This is a genomic window from Streptomyces sp. NPDC055400 (genome assembly GCF_053644375.1).
The window spans coordinates 236,905-260,356 of the sequence record NZ_JBSHLM010000011.1 but is presented as its reverse complement, the minus strand read 5'-3'; the positions used below and the strand labels follow the sequence as shown (position 1 = coordinate 260,356).

At 71.1% G+C, this 23,452-nt stretch carries 19 protein-coding genes; 16 read left to right on the top strand and 3 right to left on the bottom strand.

Features of this window, described 5'->3' with window-relative positions:
• Nucleotides 1-24: 24 nt before the first annotated feature.
• The 8 genes from ACWIGU_RS28355 to ACWIGU_RS28320 all read left to right on the top strand — a co-directional run bounded on the left by ACWIGU_RS28355 (nt 25) and on the right by ACWIGU_RS28320 (nt 12,230).
• Nucleotides 25-1,317 carry an LLM class flavin-dependent oxidoreductase gene (locus ACWIGU_RS28355; RefSeq protein ID WP_454404524.1) on the top strand — a complete coding sequence of 431 codons (1,293 nt, stop codon included), beginning with the start codon at nt 25-27 and terminating at the stop codon, nt 1,315-1,317.
• Entirely contained in the window at nt 1,314-2,159 is an 846-nt protein-coding gene (locus ACWIGU_RS28350; protein ID WP_454404523.1) for an LLM class flavin-dependent oxidoreductase, read from the top strand. The genes ACWIGU_RS28355 and ACWIGU_RS28350 overlap by 4 nt, the downstream gene beginning before the upstream one ends.
• 32 nt (nt 2,160-2,191) lie before the next feature.
• A complete protein-coding gene (gene metK / locus ACWIGU_RS28345; protein WP_454404522.1) occupies nt 2,192-3,409 on the top strand; it encodes a methionine adenosyltransferase in 1,218 nt (405 codons plus the stop codon).
• A 31-nt stretch (nt 3,410-3,440) separates the two neighbouring features.
• Complete coding sequence (locus ACWIGU_RS28340; protein ID WP_454404521.1) at nt 3,441-4,424, top strand: carbohydrate kinase family protein; 984 nt, start codon at nt 3,441-3,443, stop codon at nt 4,422-4,424.
• On the top strand, nt 4,421-7,933 hold the full coding sequence (gene metH, locus ACWIGU_RS28335) for a methionine synthase (protein WP_454404520.1): 3,513 nt from the start codon (nt 4,421-4,423) through the stop codon (nt 7,931-7,933). Before ACWIGU_RS28340 ends, metH begins: the two co-directional genes overlap by 4 nt.
• Entirely contained in the window at nt 7,930-8,841 is a 912-nt protein-coding gene (gene metF / locus ACWIGU_RS28330; RefSeq protein ID WP_454404519.1) for a methylenetetrahydrofolate reductase [NAD(P)H], read from the top strand. The genes metH and metF overlap by 4 nt, the downstream gene beginning before the upstream one ends.
• Nucleotides 8,819-10,228 carry an adenosylhomocysteinase gene (ahcY, locus tag ACWIGU_RS28325; RefSeq protein WP_454404518.1) on the top strand — a complete coding sequence of 470 codons (1,410 nt, stop codon included), beginning with the start codon at nt 8,819-8,821 and terminating at the stop codon, nt 10,226-10,228. The genes metF and ahcY overlap by 23 nt, the downstream gene beginning before the upstream one ends.
• A 346-nt stretch (nt 10,229-10,574) precedes the next feature.
• Nucleotides 10,575-12,230 (top strand): ABC-F family ATP-binding cassette domain-containing protein, encoded by a 1,656-nt coding sequence (locus ACWIGU_RS28320; RefSeq protein ID WP_454404517.1) that lies wholly within the window; start codon nt 10,575-10,577, stop codon nt 12,228-12,230.
• Nucleotides 12,231-12,350: 120 nt separating this feature from the next.
• Here the strand turns inward: ACWIGU_RS28320 and ACWIGU_RS28315 are convergent, their stop codons facing one another.
• Both ACWIGU_RS28315 and abc-f read right to left on the bottom strand, forming a co-directional pair.
• A complete protein-coding gene (locus ACWIGU_RS28315) occupies nt 12,351-13,157 on the bottom strand; it encodes a virginiamycin B lyase family protein (RefSeq protein ID WP_454404516.1) in 807 nt (268 codons plus the stop codon).
• A 144-nt stretch (nt 13,158-13,301) separates the two neighbouring features.
• On the bottom strand, nt 13,302-14,921 hold the full coding sequence (abc-f, locus tag ACWIGU_RS28310; RefSeq protein WP_454404515.1) for a ribosomal protection-like ABC-F family protein: 1,620 nt from the start codon (nt 14,919-14,921) through the stop codon (nt 13,302-13,304).
• 120 nt (nt 14,922-15,041) lie between these two features.
• Between abc-f and ACWIGU_RS28305 the strand changes: the two genes are divergently transcribed.
• The 3 genes from ACWIGU_RS28305 (at nt 15,042) to ACWIGU_RS28295 (ending at nt 17,298) form a co-directional block, all read left to right on the top strand.
• The gene (locus ACWIGU_RS28305) at nt 15,042-15,710 is read left to right on the top strand and encodes a TetR/AcrR family transcriptional regulator (RefSeq protein ID WP_454404514.1); all 669 of its coding nucleotides are present in this window, start codon (nt 15,042-15,044) and stop codon (nt 15,708-15,710) included.
• A 210-nt stretch (nt 15,711-15,920) separates the two neighbouring features.
• Nucleotides 15,921-16,670: a thioesterase II family protein gene (locus tag ACWIGU_RS28300; protein WP_454404513.1), complete on the top strand. Its 750-nt coding sequence runs from the start codon at nt 15,921-15,923 to the stop codon at nt 16,668-16,670.
• 70 nt (nt 16,671-16,740) lie between these two features.
• Nucleotides 16,741-17,298 carry a DUF1697 domain-containing protein gene (locus tag ACWIGU_RS28295; protein WP_454404512.1) on the top strand — a complete coding sequence of 186 codons (558 nt, stop codon included), beginning with the start codon at nt 16,741-16,743 and terminating at the stop codon, nt 17,296-17,298.
• Between the two features lie 38 nt (nt 17,299-17,336).
• Here the strand turns inward: ACWIGU_RS28295 and ACWIGU_RS28290 are convergent, their stop codons facing one another.
• On the bottom strand, nt 17,337-17,741 hold the full coding sequence (locus ACWIGU_RS28290; RefSeq protein ID WP_454404511.1) for a DUF3224 domain-containing protein: 405 nt from the start codon (nt 17,739-17,741) through the stop codon (nt 17,337-17,339).
• Between the two features lie 118 nt (nt 17,742-17,859).
• Between ACWIGU_RS28290 and ACWIGU_RS28285 the strand changes: the two genes are divergently transcribed.
• The 5 genes from ACWIGU_RS28285 to ACWIGU_RS28265 all read left to right on the top strand — a co-directional run bounded on the left by ACWIGU_RS28285 (nt 17,860) and on the right by ACWIGU_RS28265 (nt 23,392).
• Nucleotides 17,860-19,062 (top strand): cytochrome P450, encoded by a 1,203-nt coding sequence (locus ACWIGU_RS28285; protein ID WP_454404510.1) that lies wholly within the window; start codon nt 17,860-17,862, stop codon nt 19,060-19,062.
• 213 nt (nt 19,063-19,275) lie between these two features.
• Nucleotides 19,276-20,700 (top strand): MFS transporter, encoded by a 1,425-nt coding sequence (locus ACWIGU_RS28280; RefSeq protein WP_454404509.1) that lies wholly within the window; start codon nt 19,276-19,278, stop codon nt 20,698-20,700.
• 34 nt (nt 20,701-20,734) lie between these two features.
• Nucleotides 20,735-21,475 (top strand): PIG-L deacetylase family protein, encoded by a 741-nt coding sequence (locus ACWIGU_RS28275; RefSeq protein ID WP_454404508.1) that lies wholly within the window; start codon nt 20,735-20,737, stop codon nt 21,473-21,475.
• A gap of 7 nt (nt 21,476-21,482) precedes the next feature.
• Complete coding sequence (locus tag ACWIGU_RS28270; RefSeq protein ID WP_454404507.1) at nt 21,483-23,033, top strand: class I adenylate-forming enzyme family protein; 1,551 nt, start codon at nt 21,483-21,485, stop codon at nt 23,031-23,033.
• Nucleotides 23,030-23,392: a nuclear transport factor 2 family protein gene (locus ACWIGU_RS28265; RefSeq protein ID WP_454404506.1), complete on the top strand. Its 363-nt coding sequence runs from the start codon at nt 23,030-23,032 to the stop codon at nt 23,390-23,392. The genes ACWIGU_RS28270 and ACWIGU_RS28265 overlap by 4 nt, the downstream gene beginning before the upstream one ends.
• Nucleotides 23,393-23,452 lie beyond the last annotated feature (60 nt).

Below are 23,452 nucleotides of genomic sequence, written 5' to 3'. Positions count from 1 at the left end.
CGAACCTAGGGAGAGAACCGAACCATGACCACACCCCGTCGGCGCATCACCCTCGCCGGCATCATCGACGGCCCCGGCGGTCACGTCGCCGCCTGGCGCCATCCGTCGACCCAGGCGGACGCCCAGCTCGACTTCGAGTTCCACAAGAAGAACGCCCGGACCCTGGAACGCGGCCTGTTCGACGCGGTGTTCATCGCCGACATCGTCGCCGTGTGGGGCACCCGCCTCGACTCGCTGTGCCGCACCTCGCGCACCGAGCACTTCGAGCCGCTGACGCTGCTCGCCGCGTACGCCGCCGCCACCGAGCACATCGGACTGTGCGCCACCGCGACGACGACCTACAACGAACCGGCCCACATCGCCCGCCGGTTCGCCTCCCTCGACCACCTCAGCGGCGGCCGCGCCGGCTGGAACGTCGTCACCTCCGCCGCCCCCTGGGAGTCCGCGAACTTCGGCTTCCCCGAGCACCTGGAACACGGCCTGCGCTACCGGCGCGCCGAGGAGTTCATCGACGTCGTCAAGCAGCTCTGGGACAGCGGCGAGCGCCCCATCGGCCACCACGGGGAGCACTTCACCGTCGAAGGCCCCTTCGACATCGCCCGCCCGCCGCAGGGCCGCCCCGTCATCATCCAGGCCGGATCGTCGCCCGTGGGGCGGGAGTTCGCCGCCCGCCACGCCGAGGTGATCTTCACCAGGCACAACACGCTCCCCGACGCCCAGAGCTTCTACACCGACCTCAAGAAGCGTGTGGCCGCCCAGGGGCGCGACCCGGAGAAGGTCCTCGTGTGGCCGACCCTCGCACCGATCGTCGCCGCCACCGAGGCCGAGGCGCAGGCGCGCCTGCAGGAGCTCCAGGACCTCACCCACGACCACGTCGCGCTGCGCACGCTGCAGGACTTCCTCGGCGACGTCGACCTGAGCGCGTACCCGATCGACGGCCCCGTGCCCGACATCCCGTACACCAACCAGTCCCAGTCGACGACCGAGCGCCTGGTGGGGCTCGCCCGCAGCGAGAACCTGTCCATCCGGCAGCTCGCCCTGCGGCTGATGGGCGACATCGTCGTCGGCACGCCCGAGCAGCTCGCCGACCACATGGAGAGCTGGTTCACCGGGCGCGGCGCCGACGGCTTCAACATCGACTTCCCGTATCTGCCGGGCTCCGCCGACGACTTCGTCGACCACGTGATCCCCGAGCTCCAGCGCCGCGGCCTGTACCGCACCTCGTACGAGGGCGGCACGCTGCGCGAGAACCTCGGCCTCGACGCCCCCGCGCCGGGGCGCCCGGCCGACCGCACCACGGCAGGAGCCACCGCATGACCACCCCCCTTCTGGCCGGCCGGATCGCCACGCACGGCACGGACGCACCGACACTCGACGGGCTCACCGCCGTGGCACGCGCCGCGGAGGCGGCCGGTCTCGACGCGCTGATCCTCGACGACGCGGCCGGGGCGCCCGGCCGCCAGGCCCCGTTCGAGGCGACCACGCTCGCCGCGGCCCTCGCCGCGCGCACCGACCGCATCGGCCTGATCGTCTCCCCGCTCCCCGCCGACCAGGCGCCCTACCACGTGGCCCGGATCGTCGCCTCGCTCGACCACCTGGGCCGGGGCCGCACCGGCTGGCTGGCGGGCGCCGCCGATGCCGAGGGCCGTACGGCCGAACTGATCGAGGTCGCCCGTGGGCTGTGGGACAGCTTCGACGACGACGCGTACGTCCACGACCGCGCCGACGGCCAGTACTGGCGCCTCGACACGATCCACCGACTCGACCACCGCGGACGCCACTTCGACGTGGCCGGTCCGCTCAACGTCGCCCGCCCGCCCCAGGGACACCCCGTCGTCGCCGTGCGGGGCCCCGCGCTGGCCGCGGACGCCGATCTCGTCCTGCTCGACGACCCCGCGGACGTTCCCGCCGTACGGTCGTCGGCGCCGGGGGCCAAGGTCCTCGTCCCCTTGCTCGACCACGCCGACGCCGAGGGCCTGCTGGCCGCCTCGGGCGCCGACGGCCTCACCGTCGCGCTGAGCGGCGCGCACGACCCGTTCCTCACCACGACCGCCCCCGCGCTGCGCCGCGTCGGCGCTCCGCAGCCGGCGGCCACCACCCTGCGGGCCCGGCTCGGACTGAGCCGTCCCGCGAGCCGGTACGCCACCGGCACGGTCTGACGCACCGTCCTCCCCAGACTCTTTGGAGAAACATGTCCTCCTATCTGTTCACCTCGGAGTCCGTCACCGAGGGCCACCCCGACAAGATCGCCGACCAGATCAGCGACACGATTCTGGACGCCCTGCTGCGCGAGGACCCGGCCTCACGCGTCGCCGTCGAGACCCTGATCACGACCGGCCAGGTGCACATCGCGGGCGAGGTCACCACCAAGGCGTACGCGCCGATCGCCCAGCTGGTGCGCGACACCATCCTGGGCATCGGGTACGACTCCTCGGCCAAGGGATTCGACGGCGGGTCCTGTGGCGTCTCCGTGTCGATCGGCGCCCAGTCGCCGGACATCGCACAGGGCGTCGACGTCGCCTACGAGGCCCGCGTCGAGGGCGCCGCCGCCGACGGCGACGAGCTCGACCGGCAGGGTGCGGGCGACCAGGGGCTGATGTTCGGCTACGCGACCAACGAGACGCCGACGCTGATGCCGCTGCCCATCGAACTGGCCCACCGCCTGTCGCGCCGCCTCACCGAGGTCCGCAAGAACGGCACGCTCCCGTACCTGCGCCCCGACGGCAAGACCCAGGTCACCATCGAGTACCGGGGCAGCCGGCCGGTGCGCCTCGACACCGTCGTCGTCTCCTCGCAGCACGCGCCCGACATAGACCTCGACACCCTGCTCACCCCCGACATCAAGGAGCACGTGGTCGAGCACGTGCTCGCCCGGCTCGCCGAGGACGGGATCAAGCTGGAGACGGACGAGTACCGTCTGCTGGTCAACCCGACCGGCCGCTTCGAGATCGGCGGCCCGATGGGCGACGCCGGCCTGACCGGCCGCAAGATCATCATCGACACGTACGGCGGCATGGCCCGCCACGGCGGCGGCGCCTTCTCCGGCAAGGACCCGTCCAAGGTCGACCGCTCCGCCGCGTACGCGATGCGCTGGGTCGCCAAGAACGTCGTCGCGGCCGGACTCGCCGACCGGTGCGAGGTCCAGGTCGCGTACGCGATCGGCAAGGCCGAGCCGGTCGGCCTGTTCATCGAGACCTTCGGCACCGGCAGGGTGGCCCAGACGCGCATCGAGCAGGCCGTCAGGGAGGTCTTCGACCTGCGCCCCGCCGCGATCGTCCGCGACCTCGACCTGCTCCGCCCGATCTACGCGCAGACCGCCGCGTACGGCCACTTCGGCCGCGAACTGTCCGACTTCACCTGGGAGCGGACCGACCGCGCCCCCCAACTCAGGGCCGCGGCCGGTATCTGACCGGTCACGTCGCCCCGACGGGAGTGCCAACGTGCGTACAGCGGTGACAGGCTCGATCGCCACCGACCATCTGACCGTCTTCCCCGGCCGGTTCGCGGACCAGCTGATCCCTGATCAACTGGACCATGTCTCACTGTCGTTCCTCGTCGACAGCCTCGACGTACGGCGCGGCGGGGTCGCCGCCAACATCGCCTTCGGCCTCGGCGGCCTCGGCCTCGAACCCCTGCTGGTCGGTGCCGTCGGCGCCGACTTCGCCGAGTACGAGGTGTGGCTCAAGGAGAACGGCGTCGACACCGGCGGAGTCCAGGTGTCCGACGAGCGGCAGACCGCCCGCTTCATGTGCACCACGGACCGCGACTCCAACCAGATCGCGTCCTTCTACACCGGCGCGATGGCGGAGGCCCGCGAGATCGACCTCACCCGGCTGCCCGTACCGGTCGCCGGACTCGACCTGGTCGTGGTCGCCCCCAACGACCCGGAGGCGATGCTGCGCCACACCCGGCAGTGCCGCGAACTCGGGGTCGCCTTCGCGGCCGACCCGTCCCAGCAGCTCGCCCGTCTGGACGGCCCGCAGGTCAGGGAGCTGGTGTCCGGCGCCCGTTGGCTCTTCACCAACGAGTACGAGGCCGCGCTGCTCCTCGAGCGCACGGGGTGGTCGCGCGAGGAGGTCCTGTCCCGGGTGGGCACCTGGATCACCACGCTCGGCGACCGCGGCGCCCTCGTCGAGAGCGGGGGACGGCCCCCGCTGACCGTGCCCGCCGTCGCCGGGGTGCCGGTGGCCGACCCGACGGGCGTGGGTGACGCCTTCCGGGCCGGCTTCCTCGGCGCCGTGGCCCGGGACCTGCCCCTGGTGACGGCGGCCCGGCTCGGCTGCGCCCTGGCCGCGCGGGCGCTGGCCACGGTCGGCTCGCAGACCTACCGCGTGGACAGGGCCGCTCTGTTCGACACGGTGGCGCGGGCGTACGGAACCGAAGCGGCACAGCCGCTCGCGGGCTGCCTCGGGGGCACGGCATGACCGGCACACCACCCCTGTCCGGCCGCGCCCGCGTGGCCGGCCTCCGCGAAGCCCTGGCCACCCGTGTGGTCGTGGCCGACGGCGCGATGGGCACCATGCTGCAGGAGCAGGACCCCACCCTGGAGGATTTCCAGGATCTCGAAGGCTGCAACGAGGTCCTGAACGTCACCCGCCCCGACATCGTGCGCTCCGTCCACGAGGCGTACTTCTCGGTGGGCGTGGACTGCGTCGAGACGAACACGTTCGGCGCGAATTCCTCGGCCCTCGGCGAGTACGAGATCGCCGACCGCATCGTCGAGCTCTCCGAGGCCGGCGCGCGCATCGCCCGCGAGGTCGCCGACGAGTTCACCACGAGCACCGGACAGCAGCGCTGGGTGCTCGGCTCGATGGGCCCCGGCACCAAGCTGCCCACGCTCGGGCACATCACGTACGACGTCCTGCGCGACGGCTTCCAGCAGAACGCCGAGGGCCTGATCGCGGGCGGGGCCGACGCACTGATCGTCGAGACGACACAGGATCTGCTGCAGACCAAGGCCGGTCTGCTCGGCGCCCGCCGGGCCATGGAGGCACTGGGCGTCACACTGCCGCTGATCTGCTCCCTGGCCTTCGAGACGACCGGCACGATGCTGCTCGGCTCGGAGATCGGGGCGGCCCTGACGGCCCTGGAGCCACTGGGCATCGACCTGATCGGCCTCAACTGCTCGACCGGCCCGGCCGAGATGAGCGAGCACCTGCGCCATCTCGCGCAGCACTCGACGACGCCGCTGATGTGCATGCCGAACGCGGGACTGCCGGTGCTGACCAAGGACGGCGCCTACTTCCCGCTGACCGCGCCCGAACTGGCGGACGCGCAGGAGAACTTCGTCCACAGCTACGGCCTGTCCCTGGTGGGCGGCTGCTGCGGTACCACCCCGGAGCACCTGCGCCAGGTCGTCGAGCGCGTCCGTGGCCTGTCGCCCGCCGTGCGTGAGCCGCGTCCCGAGCCGGGCGCTGCCTCGCTGTACCAGTCGGTTCCGTTCCGTCAGGACATCTCGTACATGGCGATCGGGGAGCGGACGAACGCGAACGGTTCGAAGAAGTTCCGTGAGGCGATGCTGGAGGGCCGCTGGGACGACTGTGTGGAGATGGCCCGGGATCAGATCCGCGAGGGCGCGCACATGCTCGACCTCTGCGTGGACTATGTGGGCCGTGACGGCGTGGCGGACATGGAGGAGCTGGCGGGTCGCTTCGCGACGGCGTCCACGCTGCCGATCGTCCTGGACTCGACCGAGGTCGAGGTCCTGCGGGCGGGCCTGGAGAAGCTCGGTGGTCGTGCGGTCATCAACTCGGTGAACTACGAGGACGGTGACGGTCCCGAGTCCCGTTTCGCGAAGGTGACCCGGCTCGCGCGGGAGCACGGCGCGGCGCTGATCGCGCTGACGATCGACGAGGAGGGCCAGGCCCGCACGGTCGAGCACAAGGTCGCCATTGCCGAGCGTCTGATCGGTGATCTGACCGGCAATTGGGGTATCCGGGAGTCGGACATCCTCATCGACTGCCTGACTTTCACGATCTGTACGGGTCAGGAGGAGTCGCGCAAGGACGGCATCGCGACCATCGAGGCGATCCGGGAGCTGAAGAAGCGTCACCCGGAGGTGCAGACGACGCTGGGTCTGTCGAACATCTCCTTCGGTCTCAATCCGGCCGCCCGCATTCTCCTGAACTCGGTGTTCCTGGACGAGTGTGTGAAGGCGGGTCTGGACTCGGCGATCGTGCACGCGTCGAAGATCCTGCCGATCGCCAGGTTCGACGACGAGCAGGTCACCACCGCCCTTGATCTGATCCATGACCGTCGCGCGGAGGGTTATGACCCGCTGCAGAAGCTGATGGCGCTGTTCGAGGGTGCCACCGCGAAGTCTCTCAAGGCGGGCAAGGCCGAGGAGCTGGCCGCGCTGCCGCTGGACGAGCGGCTCAAGCGGCGCATCATCGACGGTGAGAAGAACGGTCTGGAGGCCGATCTCGACGAGGCGCTGCGGTCCCGTCCGGCGCTGGACATCGTCAATGAGACGCTCCTGGACGGTATGAAGGTCGTCGGTGAGCTGTTCGGGTCGGGTCAGATGCAGTTGCCGTTCGTGCTGCAGTCCGCCGAGGTGATGAAGAACGCGGTGGCTTGTCTGGAGCCGCACATGGAGAAGTCCGACGCGGAGGGCAAGGGCACCATCGTCCTGGCCACGGTGCGTGGTGACGTTCATGACATCGGCAAGAACCTGGTCGACATCATTTTGTCGAACAACGGCTACAACGTGGTGAATCTGGGCATCAAGCAGCCCGTCTCCGCGATCCTGGAGGCCGCCGAGGAGCACAGGGCCGACGTCATCGGTATGTCCGGGCTGCTGGTCAAGTCGACGGTGATCATGAAGGAGAACCTGGAGGAGCTCAACCAGCGCAAGCTGGCAGCCGACTTCCCGGTGATCCTCGGTGGTGCGGCGCTGACCCGCGCTTATGTGGAGCAGGACCTCCATGAGATCTACGAGGGTGAAGTCCGTTACGCGCGTGACGCGTTCGAGGGGCTGCGCCTGATGGACGCTCTCATCGCCGTCAAGCGGGGTGTGCCGGGCGCCACGCTTCCCGAGCTGAAGCAGCGCCGGGTGAAGGCGGGCGGCGTGCAGATCGAGGAGCGGCCGGAAGAGGGGCCGGCGCGTTCCGACACGGCCGTCGACAATCCGGTCCCCGAGCCGCCCTTCTGGGGTACCCGCGTCATCAAGGGCATCCAGCTCAAGGAGTACGCGTCCTGGCTGGACGAGGGCGCGCTGTTCAAGGGGCAGTGGGGGCTCAAGCAGGCGCGCACCGGGGACGGGCCCACGTACGAGGAGCTGGTGGAGACCGAGGGCCGCCCGCGCCTGCGCGGCTGGCTCGACCGGCTGCAGACGGACAACCTGCTGGAAGCGGCCGTGGTCCACGGCTACTTCCCGTGCGTGTCCAAGGGCGAGGACCTCATCCTCCTCGACGAGGCGGGCTCGGAGCTGTCCCGGTTCTCCTTCCCCCGCCAGGGCCGCGGCCGCCGCCTGTGTCTCGCGGACTTCTTCCGCCCGGAGGAGTCGGGCGAGACCGATGTGGTGGGTCTTCAGGTGGTCACGGTCGGTTCCCGGATCGGTGAGGAGACCGCCAAGCTCTTCGAGGCGAACGCGTACCGCGACTACCTCGAACTGCACGGCCTGTCCGTCCAGTTGGCCGAGGCGCTCGCCGAGTACTGGCACGCGCGCGTCCGCTCCGAGCTGGGTATCGGCGGCGGTGACCCGGACCTGCTCGACGGCATGTTCCGAACCGAGTACCAGGGCTGCCGCTACTCGCTCGGCTACCCGGCCTGTCCCGATCTCGCCGACCGGGCCAAGATCGCCACGCTTCTCGCACCGGAACGCATCGGCGTCCAGCTCTCCGAGGAGTTCCAGCTGCACCCCGAGCAGTCCACCGACGCGATCGTCCTGCACCACCCCGAAGCGAGCTACTTCAACGCCGGAGGCCGCAATTGAGCACGCTGCGCGACATTCTGGCGAGCGGCGCCCCGACCTTTTCCTTCGAGTTCTTCCCGCCCAGGACCGAGGCCGGCAGCCGCATGCTGTGGCAGGCGATCCGCCGCCTCGAAGCCCTCTCGCCGACGTTCGTCTCCGTCACCTACGGCGCGGGCGGCTCCTCCCGGGACCGCACCGTCGAGGTCACCAAGCGCATCGCCGCCCAGACCACCCTGCGCCCGGTCGCCCATCTGACCGCCGTGGGGCACTCGGTGGCCGAACTGCGCCACATCATCGGCCAGTACGCGGACGCGGGCGTGCGTGATGTGCTCGTCCTGCGCGGCGACCCGCCCGGCGACCCCAACGCGCCGTGGACACCGCACCCCCAGGGGTTCACGCACGCCCATGAACTGGTCCGGCTCGTCAGGGACCTGGGCGGCTTCAGCGTCGGCGTCGCGGCCTTCCCCGAGCGGCATCCCCGCTCGCCCGACTGGGACAGCGACATCAGCCACTTCGTCGCCAAGTGCCGGGCCGGCGCCGACTACGCCGTCACCCAGATGTTCTTCGACGTGGAGGACTATCTGCGGCTGCGCGACCGGGTCACGGCGGCCGGCTGCGACACCCCGATCATCCCGGAGATCATGCCGGCCACCGACGTGCGGCAGATCCGCCGCTTCGCCGAGCTGTCCGACGCCCGCTTCCCCGCCGCACTGGCGGACCGCCTCGAAGCGGCCGCCGGTGACCCGGCCGAGGGACATCGCATCGGCGTGGAGTACGCCACCTCCATGGCCGAACGGCTGCTCGCCGAGGGAGCGCCCGGGCTGCACTACATCACCCTCAACCGGTCCACCGCGACGCTCGAGATCCACGAGAACATCCAGAGCATCCGTACCTCAAGGAGCACACATGCCCTCGCAGCCGCCCGCTGACTTCACGGACTTCAAGGTCGCCGACCTGTCCCTCGCCGGCTTCGGCCGCAAGGAGATCACCCTCGCCGAGCACGAGATGCCCGGCCTGATGTCCATCCGCGAGGAGTACGCGGCGGCCAAGCCGCTGGCGGGTGCCAGGATCACCGGGTCCCTGCACATGACGGTCCAGACGGCCGTCCTCATCGAGACCCTCGTCGCCCTCGGCGCCGACGTCCGGTGGGTCTCCTGCAACATCTACTCCACCCAGGACCACGCGGCGGCCGCGATCGCCGCCGCCGGTATCCCGGTCTTCGCCTGGAAGGGCGAGACCCTGGAGGAGTACTGGTGGTGCACGGAGCAGGCGCTGACGTGGCCGGGCCACACCGGCCCGAACATGATCCTCGACGACGGCGGCGACGCCACCCTCCTCGTCCACAAGGGTGTCGAGTACCGCAAGACGGGGATCCTGCCCGAGGCCGAGAACGAGGAACTCGCGGTGGTCCGCGCCCTGTTGGACAGCAGCGGACTCGACTGGACGGCCATGGCCTCGGAGATCCGCGGCGTGACGGAGGAGACCACGACCGGTGTCCACCGTCTCTACGAGATGCACCGGGACGGCGCCCTGCTGTTCCCGGCGATCAATGTGAACGACGCGGTGACGAAGTCGAAGTTCGACAACAAGTACGGCTGCCGGCACTCCCTCATCGACGGCATCAACCGTGCCACGGACGTGCTGATCGGCGGCAAGACCGCCGTCGTGTGCGGCTACGGCGATGTGGGCAAGGGGTGTGCCGAGTCGCTGCGCGGTCAGGGTGCCCGGGTGATCATCACGGAGATCGACCCGATCTGCGCGCTGCAGGCGGCGATGGACGGTTACCAGGTGGCGACGCTCGACGAGGTCGTGGACAAGGCCGACATCTTCGTCACCACGACGGGTAACAAGGACATCATCATGGCCTCGGACATGGCCAAGATGAAGCACCAGGCGATCGTGGGCAACATCGGCCACTTCGACAACGAGATCGACATGGCCGGTCTGGCGCAGACGCCGGGCATCGTCAAGGACGAGGTCAAGCCGCAGGTCCACACCTGGACGTACCCGGATGGGAAGGTCCTCATCGTCCTGTCCGAGGGGCGTCTGCTGAACCTGGGCAACGCGACGGGTCACCCGTCCTTCGTGATGTCCAACTCGTTCGCGGACCAGACGCTGGCCCAGATCGAGCTGTTCACCAAGCCCGACGAGTACCCGACCGATGTCTACGTGCTTCCCAAGCACCTCGACGAGAAGGTCGCCCGCCTGCACCTCGACGCCCTCGGCGTGAAGCTGACGACGCTGCGTCCCGAGCAGGCCTCGTACATCGGGGTAGAGGTCGACGGCCCGTACAAGCCGGACCACTATCGCTACTGAGCGCATGGAGCGCAGAGCTATGGAGCGCATCGTCGAGAGCGAGTCGTTGACATCCCCCACCCATCGCTATACGCTGTATAGCGATTCTGCTGCCGTCGATAGGAGAAGGACGTTGCTCGTCTGAGGTCCCGAGTCACCGTCGCGTCACGCAGCCCACGCCGTACATCCCGGCACTGCGGACGCTCCCGTGTGCGACCTCGACGTCACGAGCCGTCCCCCTCCCCGCACCGCCGCCCATAACGCCGCGGTCCGGAATCCGGCATCTCCTGCTGTCGTCGCCGCGCCCACGGTGTCTCGAACGCGTTGCATCCCCACCACCGTTCGCACCGAGCAACCGCGAGGCCCCATGACCACCCACCCGAACTTCTCCGGCCCCACCTCCATCACCTGCGCCGGCCTCACCTACGCCTGGCCGGACGGCACGCCCGTCTTCGAGGACCTGCAGGTCGCCTTCGGGCCCGGCCGCACCGGGCTCATCGGCCTCAACGGGTCAGGAAAATCAACCCTGCTGAAGCTGATCGCCGGGGAGCTGATCCCCGCCTCCGGCACCGTCCGGGTGACCGGAGAGGTCGGCTATCTCCCGCAGAACGTCACCCTCGACACATCCCTGCGCGTCGACGTGGCCCTCGGCATCGCCGAGGCCCGCGCCGCACTGCACGCCATCGAAGCGGGCGACGTCAGCGAGGAACACTTCACCGCCGTCGGCGACGTCTGGGACGTCGAGGAACGCGCCGTCGCCATGCTGTCCGGCCTCGGCCTCGGCCACATCGGCCTGGACCGCACCATCGGCGAGGTGTCCGGCGGCGAGTCGGTGCTCCTGCGCCTCGCCGCCCTGCTCCTGAGCAGGCCCGACGTACTGCTCCTGGACGAGCCCACCAACAACCTCGACCTGCGGGCCCGGCGGCGCCTGTACGCCACCGTCGAGGCATGGTCCGGCGTGATGGTCCTGGTCAGCCACGACCGTGAACTCCTCGAACGCGTCGACCAGATCGCCGACCTGCGAGGCGGTGAGGTCACCTGGTACGGAGGCAACCTGTCCGCCTACGAGGAGGCCCTCGCCGCCGAACAGGAGGCGGCGCAGCGCATGGTGCGGGTCGCCGAGTCGGACCTGAAGAAGCAGAAGCGCGAACTGGCCGACGCACAGGTCAAGCTGGCGCGGCGCAAGCGCTACGGACAGAAGATGTGGGACACCAAACGCGAGCCCAAGGTCGTCATGGGCGAGCGCAAACGACAGGCCCAGGTCGCCGCCGGCAAGCACCGCATCATGCACGAGGAGAAACTCGCCGAGGCCAAGGACCGGCTCGACGAGGCGGTGGACGCGGTACGCGACGACGACGAGATCCATGTCGACCTGCCGTACACCGCGGTGCCACCCGGGCGCACCGTACTGACCCTGCGCGAACTGCACCTCGCCCATGGCGCCCGCGTGCAGGGCGAGTTCGAGCTGCGCGGGCCCGAGCGGATCGCGCTCGTGGGGCGCAACGGGGCGGGCAAGACGACGCTCCTGCGCACCATCACCGGTGAGCTCGAACCCGTCGAGGGGGAGGCCGTGGCGCACGTGCCGCTGCGCTTCCTTCCCCAGCGGCTCGACGTGCTCGACGAGGCTCTGAGCGTCGCCGAGAACGTGGCGCGGTTCGCACCGCAGGCGACCAACAACCGCATCCGGTCCCGCCTCGCCCGCTTCCTGTTCAAGGGGGCACGTGCCGACCAGCAGGCCGCGACCCTGTCCGGCGGCGAACGCTTCCGCGCGACCCTCGCCGCCCTGATGCTCGCCGAGCCGGCGCCCCAGCTCCTGATGCTGGACGAGCCGACGAACAACCTGGACATGGCGAGCGTGCGCCAGCTGACCTCGGCCCTTTCGTCCTACGAGGGAGCCCTGATCGTGGCCAGTCACGACGTGCCGTTCCTGGAGTCGATCGGGATCACCCGCTGGGTCCTGCTCGACGGTGAACTGCGCGACACCACGCCGGAGGAGGTCCGCGGTGAGGAGGTCACGCCTTGAACAGTCCTGGTGAACAGCCCCGGTGACCGGACGCTGTGAACGCAAGGCTTCGCCCCCGCGCCGTCGGCCGGGGGCGAAGAGCGTTTCCGGGAAGAACAGGCCGGTGCCAGGGGGTATCCCCTAGAGCTCCATCCGCAGTATCCGCCCCGTCTCCAGTGCGACGTACAGCGCACCGTCCGGCGCCACCGTGAGGCCGTGCGGTTCGGCGTCGCGGTCCGGGAGGTCGTACTCCTCGATGCGGCCGCCGGGCGTGATCGACCCGATGCGGCCGGCCGCCCACTCGGTGAACCAGCAGACGCCTCTGGCGGGGTCGGCGGTGATCGCGTGCGGCCGGCACGCGCGGTCCGGGAGAGGGAACTCCCGGACCCCGCCGTCGGTGCCCACCCGTCCGACCTGCCCGGCGCCGATCTCCACGAACCACACAGCGCCGTCCACGCCGGTGGTGATGCCGACCGGTGCCGCGTGCTCGGTGGGCAGCGGGTGGACCGTGACCTCCCCGCCGAGATCCATGCGCCCCACGGCGTCCGCCCGGTTCAGCGTGAACCACAGCGCCCGGTCGGGCCCCGCTGTGATGGCCGAGGGAAACGCGCCTTTGAAGGGCAGCGGGAACTCGGTCACCTTGCCGTCCACGGTGATACGGCCGATCCGGTCCGCGTACAACTGGGTGAACCACAGCGCTCCGTCATCGCCCGCGGCGATGCCGTAGGGGCTGCTGTCCGGCGTCGCGGCGGCGAAGGAGGTCGCCTGCCCCGACACCGTGATCCGCCCGATGCGGTGGTCCTGCCCACGGGTGAACCACAGGGCCCCGTCGGGGCCCGGCGTGATGACCGAGGGGCCGCACACCGGGGAGTCGAGCGCATGGAGGTCGAGTCCGCCGTCGGGTGTGAGGCGGGCGATGCCCCCGCTGTGGATCAGGGTGACCCACAACGCGTCGTCCGGCCCGGTGGTGACGTCGTAGGGGCCGGACGGAACTGAGGGTCCGCGACGGACACCTGCTTGATCGCGGGGCTGGACTGGATCATGGGTGACTCCTTGCGAGTTGGTGCGTGTGGACGCCTGAACGTCCGTGTCTCAGACCCGGACGGCCTGTGGCGCACGCGTCGACAGGGTGAGCCGGGCACCCTGCCAGCGCTGCCGGAGCAGACGGTCGTGGCTGACGACCACGAGAGCGCCGTCGTATCCGGCCAGGGCTGCTTCGAGTTCCTCGACGAGTGCGGGCGAAAGATGGTTGGTGGGCTCGTCGAGCAGCAGCACGTCCGACGGCTGCGTCACGAGCCGCGCCAGGGCGAGACGTTGGCGCTGCCCGGTGGACAGGCCCCGCACCGGGACCGTGAGCTGCTCGGCGTCGAACAGGCCGAGGGACAGCAGGCGTTCGCGGTGCTCCGCGGCCTGCCCGGAGCGGCCCCGCGCGAACGCGGCGAGCAGACTCTCGCCGGGCCGGCCGGGACCGGGCTCCTGCGGGAGATAGTCGATCCGGCCCCGGCGGGTGACCGAACCGGTGTCCGGCGCCAGCTCGTCGGCCAGGACGCGCAGCAAGGTGGTCTTGCCCGCCCCGTTCGGCCCGGTGATCAGCAGCCGCTCGCCCGCCGCGACCGTGAGGTCCATGCGGTCGAGCCGGCCGGTGACACCGATGCCGGCCGCGTCGAGAACGGAGCCCTGCACACGTGCCGCCCGCAGCACGGGCGCGAAGCGCAGGGGCTCCGCAGGGGAGGGCACCGGGTCGGCGAGGAGGCGGCGCAGCCGTTCCTCGGCCTGGCGCACCCTGCTGGCCAGGGACTGCTGCACCCGGCCCGCCGCCCGGTCGTAGGCCATCTTGTTGCCGTCCTTCATCGCCCGCCCCGGTGCCACTCGCCGGGCGGTCGTCGCCGCGGCCTCGCGCAGTTGGGCCACGTCGGCCTGCCACTGCGCGTGTGCCTGGGCGGCGCGCTCGCGGGCCGCCGCCTTCTCGGCGAGAAAGCCGGCGTAGCCGTTGCCGTACCGCACGACGCCGTGACGGTCCGGGTCCACCTCCAGCAGGCTCGTCGCCACCCGCTCGAGGAACATCCGGTCGTGGGAGACCGCCACCGTGGTGCCACGCCGGGTGCGCAGGTGGTCCTCCAGCCAGGTCAGGGCGTCCTCGTCGAGGTGGTTGGTCGGCTCGTCGAGGAGCAGTACCTCGGGGCCGGCGGCCAGGACGGCCGCGAGGCGCAGGCGCACCTGCTCGCCGCCGGAGAGGCCGTCCACGGTGCGGTCGCGGTCGAGGAGGCCCAGGCCGAGGCCGTGCAGGGCGCGCTCCACGCGGGCGTCCGCGTCGTAGCCGCCGCGCAGCTCGAAGACCGTCAGCAGGTCCCCGTACTCGGCCATGCCGCTCTCGTCGCCGTCGGCCATCGAGGCCTCCAGGTGACGCATGCGCTCCTCCATGGCGCGCAGGTCGCCCAGGGCCCGGTCGATCACATCCTGGACGGTGGCGGACGCAGGGAGCTGTTCGTCCTGGGCGAGGTAGCCGACGCCGCCGTCGGCCTGGACGACGACCTTGCCCTGGTCCGGCTGCTCGCGCCCGGCCAGCAGGCGCAGCAGGGTGCTCTTCCCGGAGCCGTTCTCCCCGATGATCCCGGCGCGCTCACCCGCGGGGAGCGAGCACGTCACCGCGTCGAGGACCAGCCGGTCGTCGAAGGACTTGCTGACGGACCGGACGGTGATCTGCGTAGGCATGTGAGGACTCCGAAGCATTCGGGGACGGAGCGGCCGGCACGGGCCGCGGGGCCGGGCGAACACTTCGGAAGATCATCGACGACTCCACTAGTCCGACATCAGTTGCATTAAGATGCTGTCATGCCGCCGCCGCCCCCAGCAACCGGAATACCGGATACCGACTCTGCCGCTCCAGCGCCCCCGCTCCGGCGCCCCGGGGGCCGCACCGCGCGGAACCGGGCCCTGGTGCTCGACGCGGTCCGTGCCCAGCTGGTCGAACACGGCTACGACGCGCTCACGGTGGACGCCGTCGCGGACCGCGCGGGGGTGCACCGCACCACGGTGTACCGGCGGTGGGGCGACGTCGGCGGGCTGCTCGCCGACGTACTGGACGCCGGCACGGGCGACGACTGGGAGCCCGCGGACACCGGCACGCTGTACGGCGATCTGGCGGCGCTGAACCACGACATCCAGACGGCCCTGTCCGAGCAGCCGTCGGTCACCGCGGCCCTGATCGCCGCGTCCTTCCGCTCCGAACAGGCCGCCCGCGCCCTGCGCCGGTTCTGGGACGACCGCTACACGCGCTGCGAGGTCACCGTCGCGCGGGCCGTCGCGCGCGGGGACGCCGCGCCGGGCACCGCCGCACGCCCCCTGCTCGTCGCCGCCACGGCGCCGCTCTATCACCAGCTGGTCCTGCTGCGAGCCGAACCCGACCCGCTCCTGCCCGACGAGGCGGCCCGCAGCGCGGCCCTCGCCGCGTCCGCCGGCGTCTTCACCCGGAGCCCTTCGGGGCGGCGCGCCCCGGCCTGACGCGGGCCGGCGCCGCGGCACGGAGATCGACCCGCAGTCCAGAAGCGCTCGGGGCCGACCGCCAAATCCCCTACAGAGAACGGGAGTTGACGCATTTCCTCCGTAGGGTCCGGCGGCAGGAAAAGCCCTGCGCAAGGGCTTGTGGACCGAGAGGGGAACCACCGTGCCCGAAGCGTCGATCGCCCCCACCCCCACCCCGGCGGCCTCCGCATGACCGGCACGTCGGTGCGCCTGTTCTGCCTGCCGTACGCCGGTGCCTCGGCGGACGTCTATCTGCCGTGGTGCGAGCGTCTCCAGCCGCACATCGCCGTCACCCCCCTCGAACTGCCGGGGCGCGGAAGCCGGATGCGGGAGGAGCCGGGCCGCCGCCTGGAGCCGCTGCTGCACGATCTGGCGCGCACCGTGGCCCGCCTGTGCGACCGGCCCTTCGCGCTGTACGGCCACGGCTTCGGCGCCGTACTGGCCTACGAGATCGCGGCCCGTCTGGAGTGGGACCACGAACTGGTCGCCGAGCGGCTGTACGTCTCCGGGTACCCGGCGCCCCACCTGCCCCCGCGCGAGGAGCCCATCGGGCACCTGCCGGACGAGGAGTTCCTGGCCCGCGCCGGCCACCACCCCCGTATCCATCCCGGCACGTTCGGTGTGGCCGGCCTGGCGAGGCTCCAACTCCCGGTGCTGCGAGCCGACTTCGCGCTCGCGGAGTCGTACGAGGAAGGACTCGACAACACGGTGCACGCCCCCGTCACGGCCCTGGCGGGGCAGGACGACCCCACGGTGCGGGGCGCGGACCTGAGCGGCTGGCGCGATTACACCCGCCGCTCTTTCCGCGTCCGCCGCCTCCCCGGCGGCCACTTCCCCTGGCACCCGGACGAACGGCCTCTCCTCGACGTATTCGTCGATGACCTGACCCGCTGCAACGCCGCGCACAACCGCTTCCCGGTGGCCGAGCGGACCTTCTGAAACGCGTGAGAGCATGGCGCCCGGCTCCGGCCGGGTGCGACCCGGCAACGAGGAAGGAATCCGCCCGCACATGAGGCCCACCGAGACCGATCCGACGTACATCGCCTTCCTGCGGGCCGTGAACGTCCCCGGGCGCAAGGTCGAGATGGCCCGCCTGCGCGAGGTGCTCACCCAGCTGGGATTCAGGGGCGCGCGCACCTATATCGCCAGCGGGAACGCCTTCTTCACCGGCGCGGGAAACGATCGCGCCCGCATCGTCGAGCGCGTGGAGGCCGGCCTCGCCGAGACCTTCGGGTTCGAGGTCCCCACGATCCTGCGCACGCGTGACGAACTGCGCGCGGAGCTGGCAGCTTCCCCGTTCGTGGGCCGGCAGCCGGCCCCGGACGAGCGGTTCTCCATGGTCTACGGCTCGGGCCCGCTGACGGACGGCGAGTTCCCGCTGCGCTCCGCCAAAGGCGACTGGGAAGTCCTCGGCGCCTGCGGGGCGACGGCCTACGTGCGGTGGCGGCTGGTCAACGGCCGCCCCGTCAACCCGGTCCCCGCCATCGAGAAGAGCTTCGGGGTCCAGGCCACGGGGCGGTTCTTCCACACCTCCGAGAAGATCCTGGCGGCCGCCGGGAAGGGCTGAACGGTCCTCGGTGGGTGTCAGGCCCCTGGTGCCGAGGACTACGCGGCCCCGTCGGCGGCGAACTCGACCTGGAGGTCGAGCGTGCCGTGGCCGAGTGAGCCCTCGCCGCTGACGCCGGCCAGTTCGCCGGTGCCGGATCCCGGCACGATGCCCGCCCACGTCACCGGGTCGGTGCCCGGGACCTGCGTCGCCCGGTGCTCCAGGACGAACGTCCCCGTGCGGCCGCCCATGATTCCGGTGACCCGCTCCTGCGCCACATAGGCCGCGCCGCCCGGACCTTGGGTGGTCACCATGTGACCGGTGGCCGAGCCCTTCACATCGCCTTCCGTGTAGGTCTTGGTCAGTTCGACGCGACCGGTGACCGGGCCGCCGTCGACCTGATCGTCGTCGGTGCCGTCCCAGACGTCGACGACGAAGGTGGCCTGAATCCGCATCTGAGTCATGTGCGGAGTATCCCGCCCGGTACTTGCGCCCGATGCTCCGGATTGAGCAGGCCGCCGCGGCCCGGGCCGTTAGCGTGACGCCGCGTCACGGCGGGCATTTCCGAGGAGGCAGTCGAAGTTGAGTACCGAAGTGGAAACCGAGAAGCCGGCACCGGTCGCGTACCCCTTCACCGGAAGCGAGGGACTCGAACTCTCGCAGTCGTACGCCAAGCTCTTCGAGGACGGCGACCCGATCCGCGTGCAGCTGCCGTTCGGCGAGCCCGCGTGGCTCGTCACGCGGTACGACGACGCGCGTTTCGTCCTGACCGACCGGCGGTTCTCCCGGCACATGGCCACCCAGCGCGACGAGCCGCGCATGACGCCGCGGGCCGTGCCCGAGAGCATCCTGACGATGGACCCCCCGGACCACACGCGCCTGCGCACGCTCGTCTCCAAGGCCTTCACCCCCCGGCGCATCGAGTCCAAGCGGGCCTGGATCGGCGAGCTCGCCGCCGGGCTCGTCGCCGACATGAAGGCCGGCGGCGCGCCCGCCGAGCTGGTCGGCTCGTACGCGCTGGCCATCCCCGTCACCGTGATCTGCGAGCTCCTCGGCGTACCGGAGGACGACAGGACCCGGCTGCGGGGATGGTGCGACGCGGCGCTGTCCACGGGCGAACTGACCGACGAAGAGTGTGTGCAGAGCTTCATGGATCTGCAGAAGTACTTCGAGGACCTGGTGAAGGAGCGCCGCGCGGAGCCGCGGGACGACCTGACGAGCGCCCTCATCGAGGCGCGCGACGCCCACGACCGGCTCGCCGAGCCGGAGCTCATCGGCCTGTGCATCTCGATCCTCATCGGCGGATTCGAGACGACGGCGAGTGAGATCTCGAGCTTCGTCCACGTGCTCCAGCAGCGCCGCGAGCTGTGGACGCGGCTGTGCGCGGACCCCGAGGCGATTCCCGCGGCCGTCGAGGAGCTGCTGCGCTTCGTCCCGTTCGCCGCGAACGGCATCTCTCCGAGGTACGCGCTCGAGGACATGACGGTGGGCGGTGTCCTCGTGCGCGAGGGCGAGCCGGTCATCGTGGACACGAGCGCGGTGAACCGCGACGGCCTCGTCTTCGACCACGCCGACGAGGTCGTCATCGACCGTGCCGACAACCGGCACATGGTCTTCGGCCACGGCGCCCATCACTGCCTGGGCGCGCACCTCGCCCGGGTGGAACTGCAGGAGGCGCTCAAGGCCCTCGTCGAGGGCATGCCGGGCCTGCGGCTCAGCGGCGACGTCGAATGGAAGGCGGACATGATCATTCGTGCTCCGCGCGTGATGCACGTCGAGTGGTGACCGCGGGTCGGACACCGCGGGGGCCGGGGCCAACGCCCCGGCCCCCGCGCCGTGTCGCAGGCGCCGCGCGCCGGTGCGGCAGGGCTTTCGATCTCTTTCGATCCCCCACCGGCGATGCGCTGTATTGAGCATCCGGCCCGGGCTCCCCGTCCCTAACGTGGCCTCGACCGAGCCTGCCCACGTGGCGGGTGTGGCACGAAGATCAGGAGAGCCATGACCGTCAGGACCGACGACGGCCGGCAGGCCGCCGGGCAAAGCCCCGCCACGGGCGCACTCGTCGCCCGGCTGATCCTCGTCACGCTGCTGATGGCCGAGCTGCTCATCCAGGTCGACCAGACCATCGTCAACGTGGCCCTGCCCTTCATCCAGCGCGATCTCGACTTCACCGAGTCGGGCCTGCCCTGGGTCGTCAACGCCTACGGCCTCCTGTACGGAGGACTGCTGCCGCTCGGCGGCCGCATCGGTGACCTGTTCGGCAGGCGCCGGGTACTGATCATCGGCGTCACCGTGTTCACGCTGGCGTCCGTCGTCTGCGGATTCAGCACCGACCCGACGGTCATGGTCATCGCGCGAGCGGTGCAGGGCATGGGCGGCGCGCTGACCGCCCCCGTCGTCCTCTCGCTGATCATCACCTCGTTCGAGGAAGGGCCTTCGCGGCAGCGGGCGTTCGCCCTGTGGGGGAGCGCTCAGGCGGCCGGCGCGCTGTTCGGTCTGATCGTCGGCGGACTGCTCACGTCGGGCCCCGGCTGGGAGTTCAGCTTCTTCGTCGCCGTCCCGATCGGGGCGCTCGTCGTGGGGCTCGCCGCCGCCACGATCAAGGAGAGCCGTGCCGATGAGCGGCCCTCGATCGACGTGGCGGGCGCGGTGACGTTCACCGCCGCGCTGCTGATGACCGTCTTCGCGTTCCTCGACACGCAGCGCTCGTGGACCTCCCCGCTGCGCGGCGGCCTCCTGGTGGTCGCGGCCGTGCTGTTCGCCGTGTTCCTCGCCGTCGAACGCCGCCAGGGCCACCCGTTCGTCCCGCTGCAGGTCTTCCGGCTGCGCAACACCAGCGGTGCGCTCGCCATCATGGCGATCTTCGGCGCCACGCAGATGAGTTACTTCTTCTTCGTCACCCTGTACCTGCAGGAGATCCTCGGGTTCTCCGCGCTGCAGACCGGCCTCGCGTACCTGCCCCTGATCGCCACCCTGCTCGTGTTCGCCCAGGTCTGCATGAAGACGGTCGCCCGCGTGGGGCTGACCCGGATGCTGATGACCGGCCTGCTCTGTCTCGGGCTCGGCATGGGGTGGCTCGGCCTCGCCGCGTCGTCGGGCAGCTTCCTCGGCACCGTCCTCGGCCCGACGATCATCTCCGGGATCGGACTCGGCCTGACCATGATGCCGGCGGGCACGCTGGCCACCACGGGCGTCGATCCCGCGGACGCCGGAGCCGTGTCGGGACTCTTCAACACCGCGATCCTGGTCGGCGGTTCCCTGGGCCTCGCGGTCCTGACCACGGTCACGCAGGCCGTCGGCGGCCTCGGCGACACGCACGGCTACACCGTCGCGTTCCTGTGCAGCGCGGGCCTGGCCGCGGCCGCGATCCTCATCGCCGCCCTGGTCATCCGGGTTCCCCAGCAGGCCGACGCCGCGGCCTGACCTCATCTCCTTCGTCCACCGGGAAGGACCCCTCATGGCCGACACGGCCGACACACTCCTCGAACTGCCCGACGACTTCAGCCGCGTGCTCGCGATCGTCGCCCACCCCGACGACATCGAGTTCGGTGCCGGGCCCGCCGTGGCCCAGTGGACCGCCCAGGGGCGCGAGGTGGCGTACCTCCTCGTCACCCGGGGCGAGGCGGGCATCTCCGGTCTTGCGCCGGCGCAGTGCGGTCCCGTGCGCGAGGCCGAACAGCGCAAGGCCGCCGCGGAACTCGGCGTGCACGAGGTCGACTTCCTCGACCACTACACCGACGGGACGATCGAGTACGGGCCCGGCCTGCGCCGCGACCTGGCGCGCGCCGTCCGGCGGCACCGCCCCGAACTCATCGTCACCTTCAACCACCACGACACCTGGGCGTCCGGCGCGTGGAACACCCCCGACCACCGTGCCGTGGGTCTCGCCGCCCTGGACGCCGTCGCCGACGCCGCCAACCGCTGGATCTTCCCCGAACTGCTCGACGAGGGACTCGAGCCGTGGCGGGCGGGCAAGGTGGCGATCGCCGGCTCCCCGCACGCCACGCACGCCGTGGCCGTCGACGACGACTCCCGCGACCGGGCCGTACGCTCCCTCGCGGCCCACGACCGCTATCTCGGGTCCCTGAGCGACGACCCGCCGCAGGAGCGCGCCCGGTTCATCCTCGGCCACTTGCTCGCCGCCACCGCGCCGCGGTTCGGCGGCCGCGACGGTGTCGCGTTCCAGATAGTGGGTTGAGCACGCGATGACGGAACGGACGTTCTCCTACCTCACCGACCAGCTCCGCTCCCACGCAACGCTCCATCCGGGCCGCACCGCACTCGTCATCGACGGCCGTCCCGACCTGCTGTACGGCGAGTGGGACCGGCGCTCGGAGGCACTGGCCCGCGGGCTGCTCGCGGCCGGCACAAGCCGGGGCACCCGTATCGGCATCTTTTTCGGCGGCATGGACTGGGCCGACTACGCGGTCGCCTACCTCGGCGCGCTCAAGGCGGGCGCCACCGTCCTTCACCTGCCGCTCGCCCTCCCGGCCGACGAGCTCGAACGGCGCGCCCTGCAGTGCGGGCTGGCCGGCATCGTCCACGGGCGGACCGCCCCGCCCAAGACCCCGGCCGTCGCCTGGACCGGGACGCTCGACGAGCTGTCCGCCCCGGGCGAGGCACCGGTGGACCTCGCCCACGACCCCGCGGACGACGCCGAGATCGTGTACTCCTCCGGCACGACCGGAATGGCCCGCGGCGTCGTCGTCTCGCACCAGAACCTCGCGACGGCGGGCGGACCGCCCTCCGTGATGGCGCACGACGAGCCCACCCCCATGGTGGCGTCCGTGAACCTGGGCATCACCGCGAGCGCCACCACCGTCTCCATGGTGCTCAACGCCACCCCGACCACGCTCGTCCTCGCCCCGCCGGGAGACGCCGACCGGCTGTGCGCGCTCATCGAGCACCACGCGGCGAGCACCGTCATGATGACCCCGAACCTCGCCGTGCAGATGACCCGCGACGGCGCGCTCGGCCGCTACGACCTGACGTCCGTGACCACCGTGGCCACCGCCTCGGCGTTCCTCCATCCCCCGCTCGCCCGCGCCCTGCTGGCCGCGATGCCGCGGGCCCGCGTGATCGGCGCCTACTCGGCCAGCCAGGCCAAGCCCGCCGTGACCATAGGCACCTTCGACCCGGCGCGTCCGATGTCGGCCGGCCGGCCCGCCCCCGGCACCCATGTACTGATCACCGACGAGCACGGCGTGGAGCTGCCCGCCCAGCGGGTGGGCCGGATCTGGCTGCGTGCCGACGGCGCGCCTCCCCGCAACCGCCTCGACGCGGGCCCGGAGGCCACCGGTGTCCCGGACGGCGGATGGTGCGACACCGGCGACCTCGGCCACGTCGACGACGAGGGCGAGCTGTATCTCTTCGACCGCGAGACCGACGCCGTGCCCACACCGGCCGGACTCGTGTCGTCCCTGCGGGTCGAGTCGGTCCTGCTCGAGCACGAGGCGGTCGCCGACGCGGCCGTGGTCGCCGCCGGGCCGGCCGGCGTGGCCGCCGCGATCGTGCCCGCGGCCGGCGCCACCCATGACCCGGAGCTGCTGGCGGCCGCCCTCGCCGCCCACGCGAAGGACAGCCTCGGCCCCCACGAGATCCCCGAAAGGGTCCTGGTGGTCGACGAGTTGCCCCGCAACGACCTCGGCAAGGTCGTCAAACGTCTCATCCGGGACCGGCTGACGGCGCCCGCCGCAGGCGTGACACCCGCACCCACCGCATCCGCAGAGCTCGACGCGACAGGAGCCCCGTCATGAGCACCGAGACCGAGATCCCCATCCACCCGCTGTTCGCCGAGATGATCCGCTGCACGGCCGAGCGCGACCTCGACGGGCTCGTCGACCTGTACCACCCCGAGGCCGAGTGGATCCGGTTCACCGGCCCCGTGCGCGGGCGCGACGAGATACGCGAGCTGCTGAAGCGGTACTGGGAGCTCGACCTCCAGCACGTGGACATGAACGAGTTCATCCAGACCGACGACACCGTCATGATGCGCGGCACCATGATCGTCCGCGGCGAGACGGTCGTCACCTTCGGCGTCTACGTCCTGCGCGACGGCAAGATCTGGCGCCAGTGCGGCGCCGACGAGGGCGGCACGCGCGACTGGTGGGCCTGACCGGCAGGCCCTGAACCCATGTACGTCTCCCGCACACCTTTTTGAGCCTGAGGAGCTTTC

Excerpts from the sequence above, each read along its gene's own strand:
- ACWIGU_RS28280 (WP_454404509.1), top strand. The coding sequence starts at position 19,276 with ATGACCGTCAGGACCGACGACGGCCGGCAGGCCGCCGGGCAAAGCCCC.
- ACWIGU_RS28290 (WP_454404511.1), bottom strand. The coding sequence starts at position 17,741 with ATGACTCAGATGCGGATTCAGGCCACCTTCGTCGTCGACGTCTGGGAC.
- ACWIGU_RS28305 (WP_454404514.1), top strand. The coding sequence starts at position 15,042 with ATGCCGCCGCCGCCCCCAGCAACCGGAATACCGGATACCGACTCTGCC.
- metH (WP_454404520.1), top strand. The coding sequence starts at position 4,421 with ATGACCGGCACACCACCCCTGTCCGGCCGCGCCCGCGTGGCCGGCCTC.
- abc-f (WP_454404515.1), bottom strand. The coding sequence starts at position 14,921 with ATGCCTACGCAGATCACCGTCCGGTCCGTCAGCAAGTCCTTCGACGAC.
- ACWIGU_RS28275 (WP_454404508.1), top strand. The coding sequence starts at position 20,735 with ATGGCCGACACGGCCGACACACTCCTCGAACTGCCCGACGACTTCAGC.
- ACWIGU_RS28300 (WP_454404513.1), top strand. The coding sequence starts at position 15,921 with ATGACCGGCACGTCGGTGCGCCTGTTCTGCCTGCCGTACGCCGGTGCC.
- metK (WP_454404522.1), top strand. The coding sequence starts at position 2,192 with ATGTCCTCCTATCTGTTCACCTCGGAGTCCGTCACCGAGGGCCACCCC.
- ACWIGU_RS28320 (WP_454404517.1), top strand. The coding sequence starts at position 10,575 with ATGACCACCCACCCGAACTTCTCCGGCCCCACCTCCATCACCTGCGCC.
- ACWIGU_RS28270 (WP_454404507.1), top strand. The coding sequence starts at position 21,483 with ATGACGGAACGGACGTTCTCCTACCTCACCGACCAGCTCCGCTCCCAC.
- ACWIGU_RS28350 (WP_454404523.1), top strand. The coding sequence starts at position 1,314 with ATGACCACCCCCCTTCTGGCCGGCCGGATCGCCACGCACGGCACGGAC.
- ACWIGU_RS28355 (WP_454404524.1), top strand. The coding sequence starts at position 25 with ATGACCACACCCCGTCGGCGCATCACCCTCGCCGGCATCATCGACGGC.
- ACWIGU_RS28295 (WP_454404512.1), top strand. The coding sequence starts at position 16,741 with ATGAGGCCCACCGAGACCGATCCGACGTACATCGCCTTCCTGCGGGCC.
- ahcY (WP_454404518.1), top strand. The coding sequence starts at position 8,819 with ATGCCCTCGCAGCCGCCCGCTGACTTCACGGACTTCAAGGTCGCCGAC.
- ACWIGU_RS28265 (WP_454404506.1), top strand. The coding sequence starts at position 23,030 with ATGAGCACCGAGACCGAGATCCCCATCCACCCGCTGTTCGCCGAGATG.